Annotated in this window: 20 protein-coding genes; 6 read left to right on the top strand and 14 right to left on the bottom strand. The window is 57.2% G+C overall.

Annotated features, from left to right (window positions below; all coding sequences use genetic code 11):
• The first annotated feature begins 249 nt into the window (after positions 1–249).
• The 3 genes from VQ830_RS23610 to VQ830_RS23600 all read left to right on the top strand — a co-directional run bounded on the left by VQ830_RS23610 (position 250) and on the right by VQ830_RS23600 (position 3,717).
• Positions 250–690 (top strand): MarR family winged helix-turn-helix transcriptional regulator, encoded by a 441-nt coding sequence (locus VQ830_RS23610; protein WP_337270619.1) that lies wholly within the window; start codon positions 250–252, stop codon positions 688–690.
• A 184-nt stretch (positions 691–874) separates the two neighbouring features.
• Positions 875–2,263 carry a M20/M25/M40 family metallo-hydrolase gene (locus tag VQ830_RS23605; protein WP_337270618.1) on the top strand — a complete coding sequence of 463 codons (1,389 nt, stop codon included), beginning with the start codon at positions 875–877 and terminating at the stop codon, positions 2,261–2,263.
• 587 nt (positions 2,264–2,850) lie between these two features.
• A complete protein-coding gene (locus tag VQ830_RS23600) occupies positions 2,851–3,717 on the top strand; it encodes an SH3 domain-containing protein (protein ID WP_337270617.1) in 867 nt (288 codons plus the stop codon).
• Between the two features lie 5 nt (positions 3,718–3,722).
• Here the strand turns inward: VQ830_RS23600 and VQ830_RS23595 are convergent, their stop codons facing one another.
• On the bottom strand, positions 3,723–4,037 hold the full coding sequence (locus tag VQ830_RS23595; protein WP_337270616.1) for a hypothetical protein: 315 nt from the start codon (positions 4,035–4,037) through the stop codon (positions 3,723–3,725).
• Positions 4,038–4,118: 81 nt separating this feature from the next.
• The gene (locus VQ830_RS23590) at positions 4,119–4,415 is read right to left on the bottom strand and encodes a GCG_CRPN prefix-to-repeats domain-containing protein (RefSeq protein ID WP_337270615.1); all 297 of its coding nucleotides are present in this window, start codon (positions 4,413–4,415) and stop codon (positions 4,119–4,121) included.
• Positions 4,416–4,713: 298 nt separating this feature from the next.
• On the opposite strand from VQ830_RS23590, the gene VQ830_RS23585 reads away from it, so the two are divergent.
• The 3 genes from VQ830_RS23585 (at position 4,714) to dnaJ (ending at position 10,587) form a co-directional block, all read left to right on the top strand.
• Positions 4,714–7,206: a transglycosylase domain-containing protein gene (locus tag VQ830_RS23585; RefSeq protein WP_337270614.1), complete on the top strand. Its 2,493-nt coding sequence runs from the start codon at positions 4,714–4,716 to the stop codon at positions 7,204–7,206.
• Between the two features lie 241 nt (positions 7,207–7,447).
• Complete coding sequence (dnaK, locus tag VQ830_RS23580; RefSeq protein ID WP_337270613.1) at positions 7,448–9,376, top strand: molecular chaperone DnaK; 1,929 nt, start codon at positions 7,448–7,450, stop codon at positions 9,374–9,376.
• Positions 9,377–9,456: 80 nt separating this feature from the next.
• Positions 9,457–10,587 (top strand): molecular chaperone DnaJ, encoded by a 1,131-nt coding sequence (gene dnaJ / locus VQ830_RS23575; protein WP_337270612.1) that lies wholly within the window; start codon positions 9,457–9,459, stop codon positions 10,585–10,587.
• A 57-nt stretch (positions 10,588–10,644) separates the two neighbouring features.
• On the opposite strand, the gene phnN is transcribed toward dnaJ, so the two are convergent.
• From phnN to VQ830_RS23515, 12 genes are all read right to left on the bottom strand, one after another.
• A complete protein-coding gene (gene phnN / locus VQ830_RS23570; RefSeq protein WP_337270611.1) occupies positions 10,645–11,250 on the bottom strand; it encodes a phosphonate metabolism protein/1,5-bisphosphokinase (PRPP-forming) PhnN in 606 nt (201 codons plus the stop codon).
• Entirely contained in the window at positions 11,247–12,386 is a 1,140-nt protein-coding gene (locus tag VQ830_RS23565; RefSeq protein WP_337270610.1) for an alpha-D-ribose 1-methylphosphonate 5-triphosphate diphosphatase, read from the bottom strand. The genes phnN and VQ830_RS23565 overlap by 4 nt, the downstream gene beginning before the upstream one ends.
• A gap of 17 nt (positions 12,387–12,403) precedes the next feature.
• Positions 12,404–13,093, bottom strand: a complete 690-nt coding sequence (locus VQ830_RS23560; RefSeq protein WP_337270609.1) for a DUF1045 domain-containing protein — start codon at positions 13,091–13,093, stop codon at positions 12,404–12,406.
• A 200-nt stretch (positions 13,094–13,293) separates the two neighbouring features.
• Complete coding sequence (gene phnE, locus VQ830_RS23555; protein WP_337270608.1) at positions 13,294–14,634, bottom strand: phosphonate ABC transporter, permease protein PhnE; 1,341 nt, start codon at positions 14,632–14,634, stop codon at positions 13,294–13,296.
• 8 nt (positions 14,635–14,642) lie between these two features.
• Positions 14,643–15,602, bottom strand: a complete 960-nt coding sequence (phnE, locus tag VQ830_RS23550) for a phosphonate ABC transporter, permease protein PhnE (protein WP_337270607.1) — start codon at positions 15,600–15,602, stop codon at positions 14,643–14,645.
• A 62-nt stretch (positions 15,603–15,664) separates the two neighbouring features.
• Positions 15,665–16,570: a phosphonate ABC transporter substrate-binding protein gene (phnD, locus tag VQ830_RS23545; protein ID WP_337270606.1), complete on the bottom strand. Its 906-nt coding sequence runs from the start codon at positions 16,568–16,570 to the stop codon at positions 15,665–15,667.
• 83 nt (positions 16,571–16,653) lie between these two features.
• Positions 16,654–17,493, bottom strand: coding sequence for a phosphonate ABC transporter ATP-binding protein (gene phnC / locus VQ830_RS23540; RefSeq protein WP_337270605.1), 840 nt, complete (start codon positions 17,491–17,493; stop codon positions 16,654–16,656).
• Between the two features lie 99 nt (positions 17,494–17,592).
• Positions 17,593–18,207 carry a DapH/DapD/GlmU-related protein gene (locus VQ830_RS23535; protein ID WP_337270604.1) on the bottom strand — a complete coding sequence of 205 codons (615 nt, stop codon included), beginning with the start codon at positions 18,205–18,207 and terminating at the stop codon, positions 17,593–17,595.
• Positions 18,204–18,914, bottom strand: a complete 711-nt coding sequence (gene phnL, locus VQ830_RS23530) for a phosphonate C-P lyase system protein PhnL (RefSeq protein ID WP_337270603.1) — start codon at positions 18,912–18,914, stop codon at positions 18,204–18,206. Before phnL ends, VQ830_RS23535 begins: the two co-directional genes overlap by 4 nt.
• 25 nt (positions 18,915–18,939) lie before the next feature.
• Positions 18,940–19,716 carry a phosphonate C-P lyase system protein PhnK gene (gene phnK / locus VQ830_RS23525; protein ID WP_337270602.1) on the bottom strand — a complete coding sequence of 259 codons (777 nt, stop codon included), beginning with the start codon at positions 19,714–19,716 and terminating at the stop codon, positions 18,940–18,942.
• Positions 19,713–20,591 carry an alpha-D-ribose 1-methylphosphonate 5-phosphate C-P-lyase PhnJ gene (locus VQ830_RS23520; RefSeq protein ID WP_337270601.1) on the bottom strand — a complete coding sequence of 293 codons (879 nt, stop codon included), beginning with the start codon at positions 20,589–20,591 and terminating at the stop codon, positions 19,713–19,715. Before VQ830_RS23520 ends, phnK begins: the two co-directional genes overlap by 4 nt.
• Positions 20,588–21,697, bottom strand: a complete 1,110-nt coding sequence (locus VQ830_RS23515) for a carbon-phosphorus lyase complex subunit (protein ID WP_337270600.1) — start codon at positions 21,695–21,697, stop codon at positions 20,588–20,590. The genes VQ830_RS23520 and VQ830_RS23515 overlap by 4 nt, the downstream gene beginning before the upstream one ends.
• Position 21,698 lies beyond the last annotated feature (1 nt).

Raw genomic sequence — 21,698 nt, 5'->3', positions numbered from 1 at the left:
ATTTCCTTGAAAAACCACATTTCGGATCACACTTGGATCTCACCGACGTTGATAGCGTCGCGGGTCTGATAATGGCTTGTCCCCCGCCATGTCAGACTGGGCAAAGGCCTCATCCCCCTCTCCGGGCCTTTGTCCCCAAATTGAGCCGCCATGGTCCCCCCTCCAGGCCATGGCGGCTTTAATTTTGCCTTTCCATGTTTTCAAAGCTGCGCCATTGTTTTTGACAGGATTATCAGCCTAATTCCTATCATGGCTTTTGATTGCAAAGATTCGGGATCTTATTTGGCAAGCCAACTTGCCAAGGTCTTTTCGCGCTCTTTGCAGCAGCACGCCGCCCATCTCGGATTTCTACCCGGTCAATTCCCGGTTCTCCTGGAATTATGGACGAACGAGGGGTTGACGCAAAAGCAGCTGATCGACCGTTTGGACGTCGAGCAGGCGACGGTCGCAAATACGCTCGTCCGGATGGAGCGCGACGGCTTGATCGAGCGCAGAGCTCATCCGACCGACCGGCGTGCCCGTTTGATCTATTTGACCGAAAGAGCAAAAACGATGCGCGACGACGCGCTTCAGGCTGCGCGGGAGGCTGATAGGGCTTTGTTCAACGGTTTTAGGAATTTCGAGCGCGAGCTTGCGCTCGAATACATGCGCCGCTTGATCGAAAACGCCCATAAGCTCGAGAATCTCTGAAAACGGCTCGGTAAGGCATAGCATCATTTTTTCTTTTTCGCCCCGAAAGCGCCGGAGCCTTGAACTATCGTCGGGGCGAATGTCTGTTGCGTCTGCGCTGATGCGCGGCCATAACCAGCGTCATCTCAGCTCTGCAGCGCCGTTCTCTTCCGATGCTGCATCGTCATTCGAAAGGAGTATCGCGATGACCGATATCGAAGGAGCGCTGTCTCGCGCCGACCAAAACCTTGATTCGAGCCTGGAGAAGCTTTTCGAGCTTCTGCGCATAAAATCGATCTCTACGGATCCCGCTTTCAAGGCTGACTGCAAGCAGGCTGCTGAATGGCTGGTATCCTATCTGACCGGCCTTGGCTTTGATGCGTCCCTGCGCGAGACCCCAGGCCATCCCATGGTCGTCGCTCACCACGCCGCTGGGGTGGCTGGTGCACCGCATGTTCTGTTCTACGGTCATTATGATGTGCAGCCGGTCGATCCAATTGAGCTTTGGGAAAACGATCCTTTCTCGCCGACCATCAAGGAGGTCGCAGCTGGCCACAAGGTGCTGACGGGTCGCGGGACCTCGGACGACAAAGGCCAGCTGATGACCTTCGTCGAAGCATGCCGCGCCTATAAAGAGACCAATGGTACGCTGCCCATCGAAATCACGATCTTGTTCGAAGGTGAGGAAGAATCCGGCTCACCATCCCTGAAACCTTTCCTCGAAGCCAATGCGGCAGAGCTGAAAGCGGACTATGCTCTGGTCTGCGATACGGGCATGTGGGATCGCCAAACGCCTGCGATCGCCGCAGCTCTGCGCGGCCTCGTTGGCGAAGAAGTGATTGTCACGGCCGCTAGCCGCGATCTTCATTCAGGGCTCTACGGCGGTGCAGCGGCCAACCCGATCCATATCCTCTCGTCGATCCTGGCAGGACTGCACGACGATAGTGGCCGTGTGACGTTGCCAGGCTTTTACGATGGCGTTGAAGAAACACCGGAAAACATCAAGCAATCGTGGGAAACACTTGGCCGCAGTGCTGAAACCTTCCTCTCTGATATCGGCCTTTCCGTACCTGCAGGCGAAAAGGGACGTTCGGTGCTGGAAATGACCTGGGCGCGTCCGACTGCCGAAGTAAACGGCATCCAGGGCGGCTATACCGGCGAAGGCTTCAAGACAGTCATTGCCTCGAAGGCATCCGCCAAAGTGTCGTTTCGTCTTGTCGGAAAGCAAGATCCTGCAGCCATCCGGGAAAGCTTCCGCACCTATGTGCGCAGCAAGCTTCCGGCCGACTGTACAGCGGAGTTTCACCCGCACGGTGCTTCGCCCGCCATTCAGCTTTCCTACGACTCGCCGTTTTTGAGCAAAGCCAAAGAGGCGCTCTCTGACGAATGGCCGCAACCTGCCGTGGTCATCGGAATGGGCGGCTCAATTCCTATCGTCGGCGACTTCCAGAAAATGCTGGGCATGGAGTCACTGTTGGTAGGGTTTGGCCTTGCGGACGACCGCATCCACTCCCCCAACGAGAAATATGAGCTGGTCTCCTTCCACAAGGGTATCCGCTCCTGGATTCGTATTTTGAATGCTTTGGCTGCCTGATCCAAAATTGGCTCGACCTTTTCCGGTTGAGCCAGACCAGACACCGTGTGCTGTAAAAGCGATGCGCGGTATCTCAGGGCTGCATGAGCCCTCATTGGCAAGCTTCAATGGCCGCTTGCTATAGAGATGGACCGATGTTGGAAAAAAGAAAAAGGCCGGAATCTCCGGCCTTTTGTCGTCGATCTGCGGCCCTGCCAGTACATCCGTGGTCAGGAGCAAATCAGACGTCCTCAAAGATTGCGCGAAAAAGGTTAACAAATGGTTAACGCTTTATTAGCAAGAACAAATCGGCCGACGACCTCGAGTTTTTGGGACCTTCAACTTGGCGGTTCTTGAACAAGCGCGATCCTGATCCATTCTTTAGCTTCGAGCAGCTGTCGAAGATGCCTTTCGTCATCATCCGCGCTGTTCATAGGAGGAGATACCGACTGGCTTGATTGTGAACAGAACCAGAAACGGCCGTTCAAGCCGGGTTCATTTCTTGTCGGTTACGAATTTTCAGAAGTCGAACCAGGACTCGATTATTCGGGTGTGTCCGTCGACTGAAGAATGGTTTGCGGCCTTTCGGATGCCGCTGAAAGAGGTGGATGTTGAAAAGAACATTGCTCAAAATCGCAGCTGCTGGCGCGTTGCTGCTTGCTCCGGCAATTGCCGAGGCAGCAGAAGGCTTTGCGACGGCCAACGTGAACATGCGTGCTGGCCCAAGCACGGCTTATCCTGCGGTCGTGGTGATTCCGGTCGGTGCGCCGCTCGACATTCACGGTTGTTTGGCTGAAGTTCCCTGGTGCGACGTTAGCTTTTACGGCGGGCGCGGCTGGGTCGCGGGCCGTTATGTCCAGGTCGCTTACCGCCAACGTCGCGTTTATGTCGGGCCCGAATACTATCGGCCCTTGGGGATTCCGACGATCCAATTCAGTGTTGGAAACTATTGGGATCGTTACTACCGCGATCGGGATTTCTATCGCGAGAGGGACCGCTGGCGCCGCAGCCCCCCGAGGCCCGATTGGGACGGCCCGCCGCCGCGCTTTGACAGAGATGCGCCACCGCCCAACTGGGACCGGGATGATTCACGAAGACGCGACTGGGATCGTAACCGCGACCGCGACCCAAGAGATTGGGACAGAGACGGCGACCGTCGTCGCCAATGGGAGCGGGATAGGGATCTAGATCGCGATCGCGACGGCGATAGACGCCAATCTTGGGACCGCGGCCCTGACGACTACCGTCAGCGTCCCAATGACGACCGTCAGCGTCCTGATCGTCGGCCTCCGCCCGGTGCTGATCGTCCGGCACCTCCGCCGCAGCCAGGTGCCGTGCCTCCGCAAGTGCAGCCGCAGGTTCAAACTCAAGTGCAACCCCAAGTCCAACCTCAGGGTCAGCCAGAGCGCGTTGTACCAAAGCCACCGTCGCGAAATTATCGTGGTTGCGCGCCTGATACACCGCAAAACTGCTGATCAAATTACCAAGAAGCGAAATGCGCCCACGCGGCGCATTTTTCTTTCTTGTCGCTTCTTCTTTGCTGAGCATCCACACTGTGAAAATAACGAAGGCCCGGTGCACCTGAGGAAGCACCGGGCCCAATTTGGATCGACCACATGAGGGGAAGTGGGCGATCGTTGCGGAACGCGAGGGGTTGTTCCGCTGCTTCAATAACACGCGATAATCTCAAAGGTTCCGCCGCTCTTGAAACAGATTGCGTCTCTTTTTGCAGAGCGGCCATCGGAAGCTTTGCCGCCCAGAACGTAAAAAGTCGTGACCAAATTTGTTCAGTCACGACTTATCGACGTTTAAGCATTTATCGCGATTTGATGAGTATAGGAGTGGAAGCGAGAAATCCTCGCTTCCACCTCGCAGATCACCAGTCGCGCCAGGGGCGGGGTGGAGGACGATGCCATCCGTGTGCCCATGGTGGCGGTGGCGGACGATGGCGCCAACCATAGTCACGGTAGATATACCGGCGTGGCGGCGGTCCACCCCAATTCGGCCGGCAATCGCCCCATCGCGAGAGATGAAAGCCTCGGCCGCAGGCATAATCAACCTTCACAACTGGCGCGGCAGACGGTTCGGAGACGGAGGCAATTGGCATAGCCTCGGCCACTGTAAGACCAGCTGTCGCAAACCCGACAGCAAGAGTAAGAACTTTCAGCAACATATCGTTACCTCTTATTTTCTATGTCCCTTGTTCGAAGTAAATACCCTCCAAAATGAACCGTCGCTGAACTAAATATGGCACTTGCATGGCGGGCTATGACAAGCACGTGAAGGCTGAAGGCCGGAAAATTCTTGCACTCAGGCGCAAAATCTGATCTCAGCACGCGAACATCACGCATCGTAAGAGATTGTTTACCACCCCTTAAATCGCCGCATTTAAAGTCCAACCGGATGCGCTGGGCCACATGGGGCAGGGCGCCTAAGTTGCGCCACTGGCAAGGGATTAAAGACCGTCGAGAATGGCAGGCAAAAAGAAATCGAACGACAGAATTGAACCATCTTTCAGCGGCCGTGATCGCCGCGACGACGATGACTTTTCGTTGGACGATGATGATCGTATTGCCGAAGGCAGCCGGCGCGGAAGACCTGTTCGCTCTGCGCCTGCAAAATCATCTCGCCGCGTCAAAGAGAGCCGTCAGAGCACGGGTTTTTTTGGCTTCATTCGCCGCTTATTCTACTGGGGCCTGATCGCGTCGATCTGGGCGACGATCGCCGTTGCTGGCGTGGTCGTGTATCACGGCTCGCGCATGCCAAGTGCCAGCACCTGGACGGTGCCCGCTCGTCCGCCGAACGTGAAGATCACGGCAGTCGACGGGACGGTCATTGCAAATCGCGGTGCCACAGGTGGCGAGGCGCTCTCGCTCGAGGAAATGTCGCCCTATCTTCCCGAAGCGATCGTTGCGATTGAAGACAAACGGTTTTATTCCCACTGGGGGGTCGACCCCTATGGTCTTGGCCGTGCCGTCGTCAATAATTTGACTGGGCAGCCGATCCAGGGAGGATCGACGCTGACGCAGCAGCTCGCCAAAAACCTGTTTCTGTCGCCGGAGCGAACGCTTGAGCGAAAGGTCCAGGAAGTTCTGTTGTCGTTTTGGCTTGAACATAACTACACCAAAGAACAAATCCTCACGATGTATCTCAACCGGGTCTTCTTCGGTTCGGGTGCCTATGGTGTGGAGGCCGCCTCTCGCCGCTACTTCAATAAATCGGCGCGTGACGTCAATCTTGCCGAAGCTGCGCTGCTCGCAGGTCTGGTGAAAGCACCTTCCCGATTGTCGCCGGCGCATGATCCCAAGGCGGCCAATTCCCGCGCCCAGGTTGTCCTGCAGGCGATGCGCGATCAGGGCTACATTACGGACGATGAAGTCAAGACAGCCATGTCACAGACGCCGGCCAAGGCGAGAAGCTATTGGACTGGCGCAGGGCACTATGTGGCCGATATGGTTATGGACGATCTGCCGGCGCTGATCGGCAACGTCAAGGAAGACATTGTTGTCGATACCACCGTCGACAAAGGTCTGGAAAAGAAAGCCGAGCAGGTCATCGAGCAAATCCTTGCGAAAGAGGGCGGAAAGTTTGACGCTTCTCAGGCTGCCTTGGTCTCGCTGGACGGTACCGGTGCCATCCGCGCGCTGGTGGGTGGGCGCGACTATGCAACAAGCCAGTTCAACAGGGCCGTGAAGGCAAAGCGCCAGCCGGGATCCTCGTTCAAGCCGTTCGTTTACACGGCGGCCATCGAAAAGGGTCTGACGCCGTTCTCCGTTCTTAACGATGCACCGATCAAGATCGGCGATTGGACTCCGGAAAACTACGAAAAGAAATATTATGGCCAGGTTACCCTAGCCACAGCGCTCGCCAAGTCCCTGAACACGATCGCGGCTCAGCTGGTCATGTATGACGGACCGGATGACGTCATCAAACTCGCGCATCGCATGGGCATTGAGTCGGATTTGCAGGCTAATGCATCGATTGCGCTTGGGACCTCCGAGGTTACGCTCGAGGAACTCACGGGCGCTTACGCAGCGTTCATGAACGGCGGTTATAAGGCAACGCCCCATGTGATCCGCCGCATCAGCACTGCTGATGGCAAGGTTCTGTACGAAAACACCTATGACAATCCGCCGCGCGTGCTCTCCGAGCAGGTTGCTGCGACCATGAACACCATGATGATGGGTGTCATCGACCAGGGAACGGGCCGAAGTGCACGTCTACCGGGCTGGCAGGCGGCAGGAAAAACCGGCACCACCCAAAATTCCCGCGATGCCTTGTTCGTTGGCTTCACGTCCAACCTCACAACCGGTGTCTGGTTCGGCAACGATGATGGAAAGCCCATGAAGAAGGTCACTGGTGGCGGCCTTCCCGCGAAAGCCTGGCAGGAGTTCATGGTGGCCGCGCATAAGGGTCTGTCCCCGGCACCCTTGTTTGGTGGCGGCCGTTACGACGTCTCGCCTGGCGCGCCGCAGCAGGACCCGCAACAGCCTGTCCAGCCAGCCGAGCCCGACGGTGGGCCCGCCGTGGCATCCGACGATGCGCGTCAGTGGAAGCCGTCGACGATCGGAAGCATCTTATCCGGCGTCTTTGGTGGTGGGGAAGAAGAGCACTATCCACCCAGACCAGCTGCGCCAAGCGCGGGAACCCAACGCCCGGCCCCTGCTCCGAATTATCCGGCGTCAGATTATCCACCTCAGGATTATCCGCCCCCTGATTATCGTTCTGCCGCGCGCCAGCAGCCTGTCTATCCGCGAGCACCGGTCCCGCCCGCCGATGTTGCGGAAGGTGATCCTTACGGCGATCCTTATGGGGATGGAGATCCCTATGCAGGGCAGTATCGAGACAGAAGGGGCTATAGGGAGGTGCCTCCATCCGATGTGCCGCCGGATGCGGTTCTCGAAGGCCCTGTTCCCACCCACCATCGGCGCGGAACGCTTCTTGATTTCCTAACGGGACGATGATGCCGATATGGTTTTGATCTGCGATGGAAGGCAAAACGCGCATATTTTAAAAAGTTAGGGCGCTATTCCGTTTTGCTTCTTTTCGCGTAGACTCTTGCCTTGCAGTCGCGAAAACCGCTCCTTATATACGCCCCATGAACGCAATCACGATTGCGTTAATCCCACAGAACCATCCCGTAAGGGGCTGTCCAGGAAATGCCTTTCAAGGGTTCGGGCAGCTTGCTTCAAGGAGAAGAATGATATGGCAAAAGTAATTGGTATCGACCTTGGAACGACGAACTCCTGCGTCGCTGTCATGGACGGCAAAGACGCAAAGGTGATCGAGAACGCCGAGGGCGCGCGTACGACCCCTTCGATGGTCGCGTTCAGCGATGACGGCGAGCGTCTCGTTGGTCAGCCGGCAAAGCGCCAGGCTGTTACCAATCCGACGAACACGCTTTTTGCAGTGAAGCGCCTGATCGGCCGCCGCTACGAAGATCCGACCGTTGAGAAGGACAAGGGCCTCGTTCCCTTCAACATCGTGCGCGGCGACAATGGCGACGCTTGGGTTGAAGCCAATGGCAAGCCTTATTCGCCCTCGCAGATCTCGGCGATGGTCCTTCAGAAGATGAAGGAAACCGCTGAATCCTATCTCGGCGAAAAGGTTGAAAAAGCCGTCATTACGGTTCCTGCTTATTTTAACGACGCGCAGCGTCAGGCAACGAAGGATGCAGGCCGCATCGCAGGCCTTGATGTTCTTCGCATCATCAACGAGCCGACTGCTGCAGCGCTCGCTTACGGCCTCGACAAGAAGGACGGCAAGACGATCGCCGTTTACGACTTGGGTGGCGGTACTTTCGATATTTCGATCCTCGAGATCGGCGATGGCGTCTTCGAAGTGAAGTCGACAAACGGCGACACCTTCCTCGGCGGCGAAGACTTCGACATGCGTCTTGTCGAATATCTCGTTGGCGAGTTCAAGAAGGACAACGGCATCGACCTCAAGAACGACAAGCTTGCTCTGCAGCGTCTGAAGGAAGCTGCCGAAAAGGCGAAGATCGAACTTTCCTCTTCACAGCAGACCGAAATCAACCTGCCCTTCATCACGGCAGATGCAACCGGTCCGAAGCACCTGACGCTGAAGCTGACGCGCGCGAAGCTGGAAAGCCTGGTCGACGATCTCGTGCAGCGCACCGTTGCTCCGTGCAAGGCAGCCTTGAAGGATGCTGGCGTAACTGCAGCTGAAATCGACGAAGTGGTTTTGGTCGGCGGTATGAGCCGCATGCCCAAGGTCCAGGAAGTCGTCAAGCAGCTCTTCGGCAAGGAGCCCCATAAGGGCGTGAACCCGGACGAAGTCGTTGCCATGGGCGCGGCTATTCAGGGTGGCGTTCTGCAGGGCGACGTCAAGGACGTACTGCTTCTCGACGTGACACCGCTTTCGCTTGGTATCGAAACGCTGGGCGGTGTGTTCACACGCCTGATCGAGCGCAACACAACGATCCCGACGAAAAAGAGCCAAGTGTTCTCGACGGCAGAAGACAATCAGCAGGCTGTAACAATCCGCGTCTCGCAGGGCGAGCGCGAAATGGCCGCAGACAACAAGCTGCTCGGTCAGTTCGACCTCGTCGGTCTTCCGCCATCTCCGCGCGGCGTTCCGCAAATTGAAGTGACCTTCGACATCGACGCCAACGGTATCGTGCAGGTATCTGCCAAGGATAAGGGCACGGGCAAGGAGCAGCAGATCCGCATTCAAGCTTCTGGCGGTCTTTCCGACGCCGATATCGAAAAGATGGTCAAGGATGCAGAAGCGCATGCTGCCGATGACAAGAAGCGTCGCGAAGGCGTCGAAGCCAAGAATCAGGCTGAAAGCCTGATCCACTCGACGGAAAAGTCGCTGAAGGATTATGGTGACAAGGTCTCGGAAGCTGACCGTACGGCCATCTCCGATGCGATTGCGGCTCTCAAGGCCTCCGTCGAAAAAAGCGAGCCGGATGGCGACGATATCAAGGCCAAGACCCAGACTTTGATGGAAGTTTCCATGAAGCTTGGTCAGGCCATCTATGAAGCCAATCAGGCTGAAGCTGGTGCCGGCGCCTCCGCCGGTGGCAATACCTCCTCTTCGGGTGATGACAACGTCGTCGATGCCGATTACGAAGAGATCAAGGATGATGACCGTAAGAAGTCGGCATAACCGGCTTTGAACGGGTGAATTGAGAGTGTTGCATTCCGGCTGCCTTCGAAGGCAGCCGGAAACACATTGCGGGGTTGAAATTGGCTAAGGCGGACTTTTACGAAACGCTGGGCGTGTCCAAGACGGCGGACGAAAAGGAGCTGAAGAGCGCCTTCCGCAAACTGGCGATGCAGTATCACCCGGACCGCAATCCAGGCGATCACACTGCTGAAGTAAAATTCAAGGAAATCAACGAGGCCTACGAGACGCTCAAGGACCCGCAGAAGCGGGCTGCCTATGATCGTTACGGCCATGCTGCCTTCGAACAAGGCGGAATGGGCGGCGGTTTCTCTGGTGGTTTCTCCGGCGGCGGTTTCTCCGACATCTTTGAAGACATCTTCGGCGAAATGATGGGTGGTGGCCGGCAGCGGCAGCGCTCCTCATCGGGACGTGAGCGCGGTGCTGACCTGCGCTACAACATGGAAATTACGCTCGAGGAATCCTTTACCGGCAAAACCGCGCAAATCCGGGTACCGACCTCCGTAACATGCGACGTCTGCTCGGGTTCCGGTGCGAAACCTGGGACGCAGCCAAAGACATGCGGCACCTGCCAAGGTTCCGGTCGCGTTCGTGCAGCCCAAGGCTTCTTCTCGATCGAGCGGACCTGCCCGACTTGTCACGGACGTGGAACGATCATTCCCGATCCGTGCCAGAAGTGCCATGGACATGGCCGTATCACGGAAGAGCGCTCGCTGTCGGTCAATATTCCTGCGGGCATTGAGGACGGCACACGCATCCGTCTGCAGGGCGAGGGAGAAGCAGGTGTGCGCGGCGGTCCAGCGGGTGACCTTTACATCTTCCTTTCGGTGAAGCCGCATGAATTCTATCAACGCGACGGTGCAGATCTTTACTGTTCCGTGCCGATCTCCATGACCACGGCAGCGCTTGGCGGCACTTTTGATGTAACCACCCTCGACGGAACAAAGTCGCGGGTGACGGTGCCCGAAGGAACGCAGGCTGGAAAGCAGTTTCGCTTGAAGGGCAAGGGCATGCCTGTCCTGCGCTCGACCCAGAACGGCGATCTCTATATCCAGGTGCAGATCGAAACGCCGCAGAAACTCACCAAGCGGCAGCGCGAATTGCTGCAGGAATTCGAGCAGATTTCGTCGAAAGAAAATAATCCGGAATCGACCGGCTTTTTTGCCCGAATGAAGGAATTCTTCGAAGGCTGATAGGCTGAGATAGAGATTGAGAAAGGCCGGGCACCGTCCGGCCTTTCGCGTTTATGCTCAGCCTTGCTTAAGGTCCTGCAGGAAGCCGTTGAAAACCCTGATCACGTTGAGCCTTGCTTCCTCGATCGACCCGCTGTTGTCGATCTCGACGACGTCGAAATCGCCGCGAACCGTCAGCGGTCCACGTGCCAGCCGGGCCATGATCTCGTCATGAGTTTCACGCCCACGCGCCTGCAGACGACCGGCAAGGACTTCCGCCCTCGCGGTGATGTTGACGACTTTCAACCGGGGGAAGGCAGACTGAAACAAGTGGAGGGCCGAACGTGATCCATTGGCCACGACCAATTGGCCTCGCGCGAGCGAAGACGAAACTTCGGCAGGGATCCCGTATTTCAATCCATGCGCTTCCCACCAGACGGCAAAGCTGCCGGCTTGCCGCATCGCGGCAAAACCTTCCTGACTGACGGAAATATGATCTTCTCCGCCTGCATCGCCGTCACGCGTGATCACCCTGCGCACGAAATGGACGTCAGGATGATTCGTAAAATGTTCTGTGGCAAGCGATATCAGCGTATCCTTGCCAGCCCCACTGGGTCCGACAACCACTGCCATGATACCATTTTCACTGCCGGCCGACGGATTCGCATTCTGCTGTTGCGTCATGCGACACGGCGTCCCCGGCGCCAAACGGAGCGACAAACCGGAACGCCTTCGTCTCGGAAGACCCGAACAACATCGGCGCGCAAGCCAGGAGCGATCCGGCCACGATCGTTGAGGTCGACCGTGCGGGCAGGTGTGGCTGTGACCATGGAAATTGCCTTTGGCAGGGTAATGCTTTCAACCTGATCGACCAGAAGGAATGGCGCGTAAAGCAGGCTGAGCGGGACATAATCCGACGAAAGGACATCAAGCACATCATGCTCGGCAAGATCCTTCGCTGCGATATTGCCGGAGTGCGATCCGCCGCGCACGATGTTCGGCGCGCCCATCAAAACACTCATGCCATTCGCATGTGAGGCCTTTGCAGCTTCGATGCTGGTGGGAAATTCCGCCAGTCGCACACCGTTTTCGATCGCTTCCTCGACATGGGTCAGGGTTGCGTCGTCATGGCTGGCAATGGTGATCCCGCGCTGGCGGCAGACTTCGGAAATAGCGACACGGTGCGGGGTCGAGTTGCGCTGCGACTCTTCCACGCGCTTGTCGACGAAGATCGCAAACTCCGCATCGCTCAGACCGCGCTTCTTCTGATAGTAGAAGATATATTGGTCCATCGTCTGGAACTGACGCTGACCCGGTGCGTGATCCATCAGTGATACCAAACGCACGTGCGAATCATTCTCAAAATCGGCAAAATGATCCATGACATTATCGGCAGAGACTTCGCAGCGCAGGTGAAGCAGGTGCTCCGCCCTCAGGCGGCCTTCCGCCTCGGCCTTCTGAATGGCATCGGCCATGTCGCGCATTTCGCCTTTATCGAAACCGCCGTCCTCGTCGGATCCCATGCGAAGGCAATCAAAGACAGTGGTGATGCCGGATGTAACGATCTGTGCGTCATGTGCCTGGATGGCGGCCGTCTTGTTCCAGCGCAGGCCCGGCCTCGGCGAGTAGTGACCTTCAAGATGATCCGTATGCAGTTCGATCAGACCGGGAATGAGATAATCTCCTTCAAAGTCTTCACCAAGATGCGACGAGCCGGCTGATATGTCCTCGATCATGCCATCGCGAACGAGAAGCGAGCCATGAATGACCTCGTCCTCCAGGACGATGCGAGCATTAGAAAAAACGGTTTCTCTGGTCATATCGATCTTCTCTTGTGTCAGGCGCCTCGGAGAGGCAGCCATTGATGAACCTTGAAAGGTGTGCCGCGGCTTTCCTCGCGGAAAACGGCAATCCCGGAAATGTCGAGCGGACGCCCGATAAAGCCGTCGAAGAGGTCCTCTAAGACTGTGCGCATCACGGCGCTTTGCTCGTCCGGAACTTCGTTGGTCAGCGTCATATGGAAGCGAAACTCTTCCATGACGTAGGGATAACCCCATGTCATCAAATTTTCCCGCTGGCGTTCACTCAGCTTCTCGGGCTTCCGGCGCGCGATGTCGCTTTCAGAAAGAGGTGCGCGCAGTGGCTCAAAATCGCGCACCGCTGCCGCGGCAAATGACTGCAGTGGCTCGTAATGCGATGCGGGAACCAAAGCAAAGAAACGTCCAAGCTGGCCGAGGACGAGTTGAGGAATGGAAAAAGGCGCTGTCTTGGTGGCAAAGGCGTCAACGGACGCCAGCAACTGCGCTTCGCTTTCCGTCGAAACGAGATGGAAGGGAGCTTTCAGCGTGGCGTGAAAGCCGTAGCGCCGGGGATCGGCTGTCAAGGCCGACTGCTGGTTCGCTTCAAGCCCTTGATAATCCCGGCGCGGAAACTCGTCACCGGTGAAAGCGTCACGGCCAAGCCACCGAGCCGCCGCAACGGTCAAAGGATGATCCTGCGGCGGTGTGAAATAAAGAGCGTAACGCAAAAGTGGAGTCCTGGAATCAGAAGGGGGGTTGCTTTGCACTTTGCCGCGATTTGTCAGCCAACCGCAAGCATGGATCGGCTAAAAGATTACCGTGACAGAATGATGATGATTGCGCGCTTTGTTCTCCTCGCCCGCAATTTTCCTGAAAGCTTGCACCGCGTCCGTTCTCCTGTCGGGAGGAACAGCGTAGCAAGTTCTTCCTAACGCCGGTCGTCGCCGATCAGGCGATGACGCAGCGCGCTCGATGCCGCATCGAACAGGAACACCACGATGAGCACAAGAAGCACCATATAGGCGACGTTTGCCCAGTTTGCATTGGTGCGCATTGCTTCCCAAAGCTTCAGGCCGATACCGCCTGCGCCGACAGCGCCGATGATGGTCGCGCCACGAACATTCGATTCCCACTGGTAAAGCGTCTGGCTGACAATGACGGGAACGACTTGAGGCATGACGCCGTAGCGCTGGACGAGCAAGCCGGATGCGCCGGTAGATTTGATTCCCTCTCGCGGCTTGTCATCGATATTCTCCAACCCTTCAGAATAAAGCTTTCCGAGCGTGCCGGTCTCCGTCAGGAAGATTGCGCCACTGCCCGCCAGCGGCCCAGGACCAAATGCCCGCGTCAGGAACAGCGCCCATATCAGCATGTCCACCGAACGAAGGAAGTCAAAAAACCGCTTCAAAACCTGATTGAGAAGCCGGTTCGGCGTGATGTTGCGGGCCGCCAAGAATGCCAGCGGAAAAGCAACCACTGCGCCCATCAGCGTGCCCAGAAAGGCCATGACGATTGTCTGGAAAAGCTTGGTCCAGACGTCGCCATGCTGCCAGGCGTGATTATTCCAGATATTGTCCAGCGCCAGCGAGAAATTGGATTGCGCCGGATCAAGCCGTGGTCCGGACGCGATGAGGCTGACGACCTCACCTGTCGACTTGCCGAAATAGGGCGAGTCGGTGTCGAAGACGAAGTTCGGCCATCCCAGAAAACGCTTGCGGATCTTGACGCGGTGGGAAGTAATGCTGACATCGCCGTAAAAGCCGAGATCGGCCGTGACGTTGTCTTCGTGCATATTGACCCAGTTCGGCATCGGCCCACTGATCTTTGGAAGGTCTGTGGTGATATCGACGGAGACAGCTTCGCTCCCGGCGGTCATAATGATTTTATCTTTAGAAATCGCGACGGCCTCGCGCGTACCGGAGACATTAACCAAAAGCGACCCATCCGGGTTCGTCTTGATCCATTCCGGGTTCGGATTGTCCCCTAGCGGCGAAAAGCGTGGATAGCGAACCTGAATACCGTTCTCGTTGATCCTGAACTCCGGTTGCACCTCATAGCTGACCCACTGGGTCATTGCGATGCCAAGACGTTCCCAATGCGCGTCCCCGAGGATCTTCGGAAGGTCGAAGAACCACACGGCGTAGATCGCATAGCAAAGCGTGGCGATGGCGATCACCAAGCCACCGAAGCGCTGGCGGAATGAACGATGGAAATACTCTGGGTAGCGCGTCTCGATTTCATGCATCCGGCTGGCGTCAAGCACCGTCATGGCAGGCCTCAATGTTGCAGAAGGAAGGCGCGCTCGCCCACGAGGCGGCGGCGGATCCAGGCCGAAAACTGATCGACCGCGATGATGGTTGTGAACAGGAGCAGCACGAGCGCAACAGTCTTGGCTCCGAAGCCGCGCGAAATCGCAAGCTTCAATTCTTCGCCAATACCGCCGCCGCCGACGGCACCGATAATAGTCGATGCACGCACATTGATCTCAAGGCGAAGCATGACGTAGGAGATGAAATTGGGCATCACCTGCGGTATGGCGGCAAAGCGGACGCGCTCGCTCCAGTTGGCCCCCACGGCCCTAATCCCCTCATCGGCCTTCATATCGATATTCTCCACCACCTCGTAGAAGAGTTTTCCGAGCGCTCCGATGGTGTGCAGACTGACAGCGATAATGGCTGCAACAGGGCCGATGGAGAGGATCGCCGAGAAAATTCCGGCGATCACAATCTCCGGAAACGCACGAAGAATTTCCATGAATCGCTTCGTCACGATGCGAAGCGGCCATGACGGAGAAAAGTTGCGTGCCACCAGAAAGCTCATCGGAACGGCAAAGATAAAGCCGATCAGAGTGGAAACGATCGCAATGTTGATGGTGACGATCATCAGCTGGATGTAGTGGGGAATGTAGAATCCGCCGGAAACGGGAACGTTTCCAATGGCGAAGTTATACTCCTCTCCGCCTGTGTCGTTTGGGCTCTTAAAGCCGAGAAGCGCGCGCCAAACGTCGTTCCAGTCCTTCGGGACGAGCCAGCTCAGAAAGTCGAAGAGATGCGGAAGTCGCTCGAAGAAGTGTCCGGCATTGGCTTCGTCAGCGTAGCGAACGGAGCCAATGAAGGCCGCGATGAGAAGAGCCAATCCAAGGACGGTATAAAACCGGCGTTTCGCGACCATGCCGCTCCAGGTCTCGACAATTTCGCGTGCCGAGTCGGAGCCGAATTTCGTATCGCTGATCGCCATGAATACTCCATCAAGAAAAAGGGCGACCTTGAAAAGGTCGCCCCATAAAAATGCGGACAGGCTCAGCCGCCGATTGCCGCCTTGCGAGCGTCGATGATCGCCTGGTAGAAGTCAGCCTTCACAGGAACATAGCCCTTGAAGTCGCCGCCTTCGATGGCGTTGAAGCACTTCTGATCCTTGGCTGGGAGAGCCGTGTAGAAGTCTGCGAGCTTCTTCTGCCAGTCTTCGCCCATGGCGGTGCGCACGACGATCGGCCCGTTCGGGATCAGCGGCGAACGCCATACTTCGACGAGCTTGTTCGGATCGACCGAACCCTTGTCGACGAGCTTGCGGAAGGTGCCGGAGGTGTAACCGTCCTGGAATTCGCCGATGCCGGAAGAATCGTCGACAGCAATGTCGACCTTGCCATCATAAGCGGCAAGAAGGTTGTTCTCGTGGCCGCCGTTGAACTGTGTCTTGGCGAAGTACTGGTCGTTCGGCTTGCCAGTATCCTTCGGAATCTGCGTCAAAGGGATGAGATAGCCAGACGTGGAATCCGGATCGGCATAGCCGAGCGTCTTGCCCTTGGCGTCCTTGATCGACTTGATCCCGGAAGACTTAAGCGCAAGTCCGATCGAATAATAGCCGGTCGAGCCGTCCGTCTGTTCGGTGGTGAGGATCGGCGTGACGGCCTTTGGATCCTTAATGTAGGTGGCAGCATAGCCGGATGCACCGAGCTCGGCCACATCGAGCGTTCCGCCGAGCAGGCCTTGGATCACGCCGTTGTAATCGGCAGCCGGGAAGAGCGAGACCTTCTCGAAGCCGAACTCCTTCTTCAGGTGCTCTGAAAGGCATGCGTAGTTGCGAAGACGGTCGGCTTCGTTTTCGCCGCCGAGGATGCCGATGCGCAATTCCTTTAGGTCTGCAGCTTGGCTACCGCCGGCGAGCGCGAGCAGCGTCGCAGCGGCGAAGAATGTTTTCTTCAACATGTCGTTCTCCTGATAAAACCGGTCTGTCCGGTGTGTTTTGCTGAGGTCTTCATCGATCGCCCTGAGGTATCGATGATTATGTATCAGTGCCCCGCAACGGCCAGCGGGCTTCGTGTGGCGAGGCTGGCGTTGGCCGGAACATTGTCCAGCGATGTCGAGGTCATGCGTTCGTCAATGCTGCCGCCATCGCGGTCCGTGCCGTAGATGGCCCGAACGGCATCTGCTGTAAGTTCGCTTGGAGGACCGTCGAAGACCACCCGTCCAGCCGCCATTCCTACGATACGCTCGCAATAGGTGCGTGCGGTATCGAGGGTATGAAGATTGGTAATGACGGTAATGCCTTCGCGTTCGTTGATGTCACGCAATGCATCCATGACGATCTTGGCGTTCAACGGGTCGAGAGACGCGATCGGCTCGTCTGCCAGCACCATCTTTGGCTTCTGCATCAGCGCGCGAGCGATCGCGACACGCTGCTGCTGACCGCCGGACAGCGTTCCCGCCATCTGCAGCGCAGTTTGTTCGATCCCGAGTCGCTCCAGCGCCGCGACCGCCTCAATGCGCTCTTCGCGGGTGAAAAGGCCGAGGACGCTCATGGTTGTCGAGCGGTGATTGAGGCGTCCCAGCATGACATTTGTCATAACATCGAGGCGCTGCACGAGATTGAATTGCTGGAAGATCATCGCGCAGTCGCGTTGCCACTCCCGCAAAGCCGTCCCGCGAAGCGAAGAAATCTGACGATCGCCGAAGCGAATTTCCCCGGCGCTAGTCTGCTCCAATCGGTTGATCATCCGCAGAAGGGTCGACTTGCCAGCGCCTGAGCGGCCAATGATGCCGACCATCTGACCCTGTGGGACGTCGAGAGTAACGCTATCGACGGCTGTCTTTTTGCCGAACCGGCGCGTGACATCCCTCAGTTCCAGCATCATGCCCTCGTCTGATTGTTAGCAAATCCTGAATTTGCATAGGCCTCCAGCATGAAAGTTGGATGTCAGTTTGATGTCGATTCTGTCACAAACTTGTCGTTATGCCTCATGACGATCCAGAAATGCTGCCGCATCAAGGAATCTAAAATCTTCAAGGGCAATACGCAGCTGCTCATGGTCCCAGTCCCACCATGCAAGGCGGTCCATTCGTTCGGCGATATCGCGGGGAAAGCGCTCGCGGATCGGCTTTGCGGCAACGCCTCCGACGATCATGTATGGCTCCACATCCTTGGAAACCACGGCACCGGATCCAATGACCGCGCCATTGCCGATCCGGACCCCCGGCAGGATAGTCGCGCCATGGCCGATCCAGACATCGTGACCGATATGGACACGATTTTCCCGTCGCCATGCGAAGAAGTCCTCATCCATGTCAGCATCCGGCCAGTAATCCCTGGCGCGATATGTGAAGTGATGCAGCGTGGCCCGCCAAGTCGGATGGTTCGTGGCATTGATCCGTACGCTTGCCGCAATATTCGCGAACTTGCCGATCGTCGCGCACCAGACCATGCCATATTGCATGATGTAGGAGTAGTCTCCGAACTCGGCCTCGTCGATGCGGCAAAGCTCGGCAACTTCGGTGTAGCGCCCAAAGGTGGAGTTCGTCACGACCGCCGTTTCATGAATGAATGGTGTTTCGCCGAGCTTTTTCATGCTGCCACCGGCTTTCTTGGCGAGAATGCCTGAACGTCCAGAATGTGGTCAGCCACGGCTTGCCGAACTTCCTCATCGTGAAAGATTCCAAGAAGGGCTGTGCCAGCTTTCTTCTTTTCGGCAATCATCGAGACGACCACAGCTCTGTTCTGGGCATCGAGCGACGCTGTAGGCTCATCGAGGAGGAGAATGCTGTGGTCGGTGATGAAGCCGCGTGCGATGTTGACCCGCTGCTGCTCTCCGCCCGAAAACGTAGCAGGAGGCAACTGCCAAAGAGGTTCAGGAAGATTAAGCCGGCTAAGGAGCTCTGCGGCGCGCTCGCGGGCTGAGTTTTCTTCCTGACCCCTGGCGACCAAGGGCTCCGCAACGACATCGAGGGCGGAAACGCGTGGCACGGTGCGCAGGAACTGGCTGACGTAACCTAGCGTGCGACGGCGCACATCAAGGATCGTGCGAGGATCGGCAGTCGCAAGATCGACCATGGTCGAATTGTGAAGAACTTCGATCTTGCCGCTGTCCACGGCATAGTTGCCGTAAACCATCTTGAGCAGAGAGCTTTTCCCAATGCCGGATGGTCCTCCAAGAACCACGCACTGACCGGCCGTGACGGAGAAGGACACGTTGGAGACGACAGGAAGGCGGATGCCTCCGCGCAGATGCATGGTGAAGCTTTTGGCGACATGAGAGACGACGAGGGGGGTGTTCATAGCGGTTTTCCCGGTTACGGTCCGCTCAGACCTGAAGGATTGAGGAGACAAGCAGTTGCGTATAGGGCTCGCGCGGATCGTCCAGCACCCGGTCAGTCAGGCCATGTTCGATGACGCGGCCGTCCTTCATCACCATCATGCGATGAGACAGAAGGCGGGCAACGGCAAGGTCATGAGTGACAACGATAGCTGCCAGACCAAGATCATTGACCAGTCGGCGAACGAGATCGAGAAGACGTGCCTGAACGGAGACATCGAGCCCCCCTGTCGGCTCGTCCATGAAGACAAGCCGTGGTCCGGTCACCAGGTTGCGCGCAATCTGCAGGCGCTGGCGCATCCCGCCGGAAAAGGCACGCGGTTGATCGTCGATACGGTCCGTATCGATTTCCACGCGATCGAGCCAGTCAAGTGCCGTCGAGCGAATATTTCCATAGTGGCGATGACCCACCGCCATCAAGCGCTCGCCGACATTGGCGCCGGCTGAAACGGTCATGCGCAAGCCGTCCGCTGGGTTCTGATGCACGAAACCCCAATCCGTACGCATCAGGAACCGGCGCTCAGCCTCGCTCATGTGGTAGAGTTCGCGGTACAGGCCATCGCGCATCCGGTATTCGACGGTGCCGCTCGATGGCATCAAGCGGGTGGAGATACAGTTTAGAAGGGTCGTCTTGCCTGAACCGGATTCGCCGACGATGGCGAGAACTTCGCCCGGCCAAAGATCGAAGGAGACTTCGGTGCAGCCAATACGGCTGCCGTAGAGTTTTGAAACATCCTTAACCCTCAAAAGCGGTAAGTCGCTCATTCGGCGGCCTCCTTCGTTGCCAGCATTTCGCCGCGATGGCCTTGCTCGCGCCGATCTTCGCAGTGGTCCGTATCGGAGCACACGAACATGCGCCCACCCTTGTCATCCAGGATGACTTCATCGAGATAGACGCCATGGGCGCCGCACAGTGCGCACGGCTTTTCGAACTTCTGCACTTCGAAGGGATGATCTTCGAAGTCGAGGCTCACCACTTCGGTAAAGGGTGGAACCGCGTAAATGCGTTTTTCGCGGCCCGCACCGAACAGCTGCAGCGCTTCCGACATATGCATTTTGGGATTGTCGAATTTCGGTGTGGGCGAAGGATCCATCACATAACGCCCTGCCACTTTGACCGGATAGGCGTAGGTGGTGGCGATACGCCCGTTGCGAGCAATATCTTCGTAAAGCTTGACATGCATCAGCCCATATTCTTCGAGGGCATGCATTTTCCGAGTCTCCGTCTCGCGTGGTTCCAAGAACCGAAGCGGCTCAGGGATCGGCACCTGATAGACAAGCACCTGGTGCGCACCGAGCTTTGCTTCCGGTATTCGATGCCGCGTCTGTATGATGGTGGCATCCGGCGTATGGGTGGTGACCGCAACCTTCGCAACCTTTTGAAAAAATGCCCGAATCGAAACGGCATTGGTTGTGTCGTCTGCACCCTGATCTATGACCTTAAGAACATCGTCAGGACCAATGATGGCAGCCGTCACTTGAACGCCCCCGGTCCCCCATCCATAGGGCATCGGCATTTCGCGAGAAGCAAAGGGCACCTGATAGCCGGGGATCGCGATTGCCTTGAGGATAGCTCGCCTGATCATGCGTTTCGTTTGTTCGTCGAGATAGGCGAAGTTATAGCTTGCGAGATTGCTCATTCTGCAGCCTCCTGCGCGGCGTCATGATTGCCTGCGGTTTTTGCCTCATACTCACGCCGCATGCGCCGCACCAAATCGAGTTCGGCCTGGAAGTCGACGTAATGCGGCAGCTTCAAATGCTCGACGAAGCCTGTGGATTGAACATTGTCACAATGCGAGATGACAAATTCTTCGTCCTGTGCCGGCGCGGTGATATCTTCGCCGAGTTCTTCGGCGCGTAGGGCCCGGTCGACAAGCGACATGGCCATGGCTTTTCGCTCGCTTTGCCCGAACACCAGACCATAGCCACGCGTGAACTGAGGGGGTGCCTTGGCCGAACCCTTAAACTGGTTGACCATCTGGCATTCCGTCACGCGAATTGTCCCGAGCGACACGGCAAAGCCGAGCTCGGGAACGTCCAGCTCCACCTCCACCTCGCCGATGCGGATTTCACCGGTGAAGGGATGGTTCCGGCCATAGCCGCGTTGGGTGGAGTAACCAAGCGCCAACAGAAAGCCCTCATCGCCACGGGCTAGCGCCTGCAGCCGAAGATCGCGCGGCATCGGAAATTCCATTGGCTCGCGCGTCAGATCGCGATCCTTGCCTTCATCGGGAGTGCTGCCATCGCCTTCGATAAGCCCTTCCTCGGCAAGAATTTCCGAAACACGCATGACGCGCTCGGTGCCGGCAGGTCGTTTCACCGGTTCATCGATCACAGCCTCTTCAAGGAGGGAAGGATCGAGAAGGCGGTGCGTATAATCGAAGGTGGGGCCCAGCAGTTGTCCACCCGGTAGGTCCTTATAGGTGGCTGAGATGCGGCGTTCGATCTTCATCTTTGCCGTGTCCAGTGGAACAGAAGACCCGAAGCGCGGCAGCGTCGTTCGATAGGCACGCAGCAGGAAGATTGCCTCAATCATATCCCCACGCGCCTGGCGCACGGCGAGCGCGGCAAGCTTGGTATCGTAGAGGGAGGCTTCGGCCATGACCCGATCGACCGCGAGCGACAACTGCGCGACAATTTGATCGATACCAATCGAAGGGAGCGTCCTGTCCCCGCGCCGGCGGTCGGCCAAAAGACGGTGGGCATTGGCAATGGCGGCTTCCCCGCCTTTGACGGCAACATACATG

It is taken from the genome of Oryzifoliimicrobium ureilyticum (genome assembly GCF_037199735.1).
Lineage (GTDB): Bacteria > Pseudomonadota > Alphaproteobacteria > Rhizobiales > Rhizobiaceae > Rhizobium > Rhizobium ureilyticus.
Note: the sequence above shows the minus strand (reverse complement) of the source record. Positions and strands in the feature narration are given on the sequence as shown.

What these genes read in the sequence shown, in the direction of transcription:
- VQ830_RS23610 (WP_337270619.1), top strand. Translation starts at nt 250, where the DNA reads ATGGCTTTTGATTGCAAAGATTCGGGATCTTATTTGGCAAGCCAACTT.
- VQ830_RS23605 (WP_337270618.1), top strand. Translation starts at nt 875, where the DNA reads ATGACCGATATCGAAGGAGCGCTGTCTCGCGCCGACCAAAACCTTGAT.
- VQ830_RS23600 (WP_337270617.1), top strand. Translation starts at nt 2,851, where the DNA reads ATGTTGAAAAGAACATTGCTCAAAATCGCAGCTGCTGGCGCGTTGCTG.
- VQ830_RS23590 (WP_337270615.1), bottom strand. Translation starts at nt 4,415, where the DNA reads ATGTTGCTGAAAGTTCTTACTCTTGCTGTCGGGTTTGCGACAGCTGGT.
- VQ830_RS23585 (WP_337270614.1), top strand. Translation starts at nt 4,714, where the DNA reads ATGGCAGGCAAAAAGAAATCGAACGACAGAATTGAACCATCTTTCAGC.
- dnaK (WP_337270613.1), top strand. Translation starts at nt 7,448, where the DNA reads ATGGCAAAAGTAATTGGTATCGACCTTGGAACGACGAACTCCTGCGTC.
- phnN (WP_337270611.1), bottom strand. Translation starts at nt 11,250, where the DNA reads ATGACGCAACAGCAGAATGCGAATCCGTCGGCCGGCAGTGAAAATGGT.
- VQ830_RS23565 (WP_337270610.1), bottom strand. Translation starts at nt 12,386, where the DNA reads ATGACCAGAGAAACCGTTTTTTCTAATGCTCGCATCGTCCTGGAGGAC.
- phnE (WP_337270608.1), bottom strand. Translation starts at nt 14,634, where the DNA reads ATGACGGTGCTTGACGCCAGCCGGATGCATGAAATCGAGACGCGCTAC.
- phnE (WP_337270607.1), bottom strand. Translation starts at nt 15,602, where the DNA reads ATGGCGATCAGCGATACGAAATTCGGCTCCGACTCGGCACGCGAAATT.
- phnD (WP_337270606.1), bottom strand. Translation starts at nt 16,570, where the DNA reads ATGTTGAAGAAAACATTCTTCGCCGCTGCGACGCTGCTCGCGCTCGCC.
- phnC (WP_337270605.1), bottom strand. Translation starts at nt 17,493, where the DNA reads ATGCTGGAACTGAGGGATGTCACGCGCCGGTTCGGCAAAAAGACAGCC.
- VQ830_RS23535 (WP_337270604.1), bottom strand. Translation starts at nt 18,207, where the DNA reads ATGAAAAAGCTCGGCGAAACACCATTCATTCATGAAACGGCGGTCGTG.
- phnL (WP_337270603.1), bottom strand. Translation starts at nt 18,914, where the DNA reads ATGAACACCCCCCTCGTCGTCTCTCATGTCGCCAAAAGCTTCACCATG.
- phnK (WP_337270602.1), bottom strand. Translation starts at nt 19,716, where the DNA reads ATGAGCGACTTACCGCTTTTGAGGGTTAAGGATGTTTCAAAACTCTAC.
- VQ830_RS23520 (WP_337270601.1), bottom strand. Translation starts at nt 20,591, where the DNA reads ATGAGCAATCTCGCAAGCTATAACTTCGCCTATCTCGACGAACAAACG.
- VQ830_RS23515 (WP_337270600.1), bottom strand. Translation starts at nt 21,697, where the DNA reads ATGTATGTTGCCGTCAAAGGCGGGGAAGCCGCCATTGCCAATGCCCAC.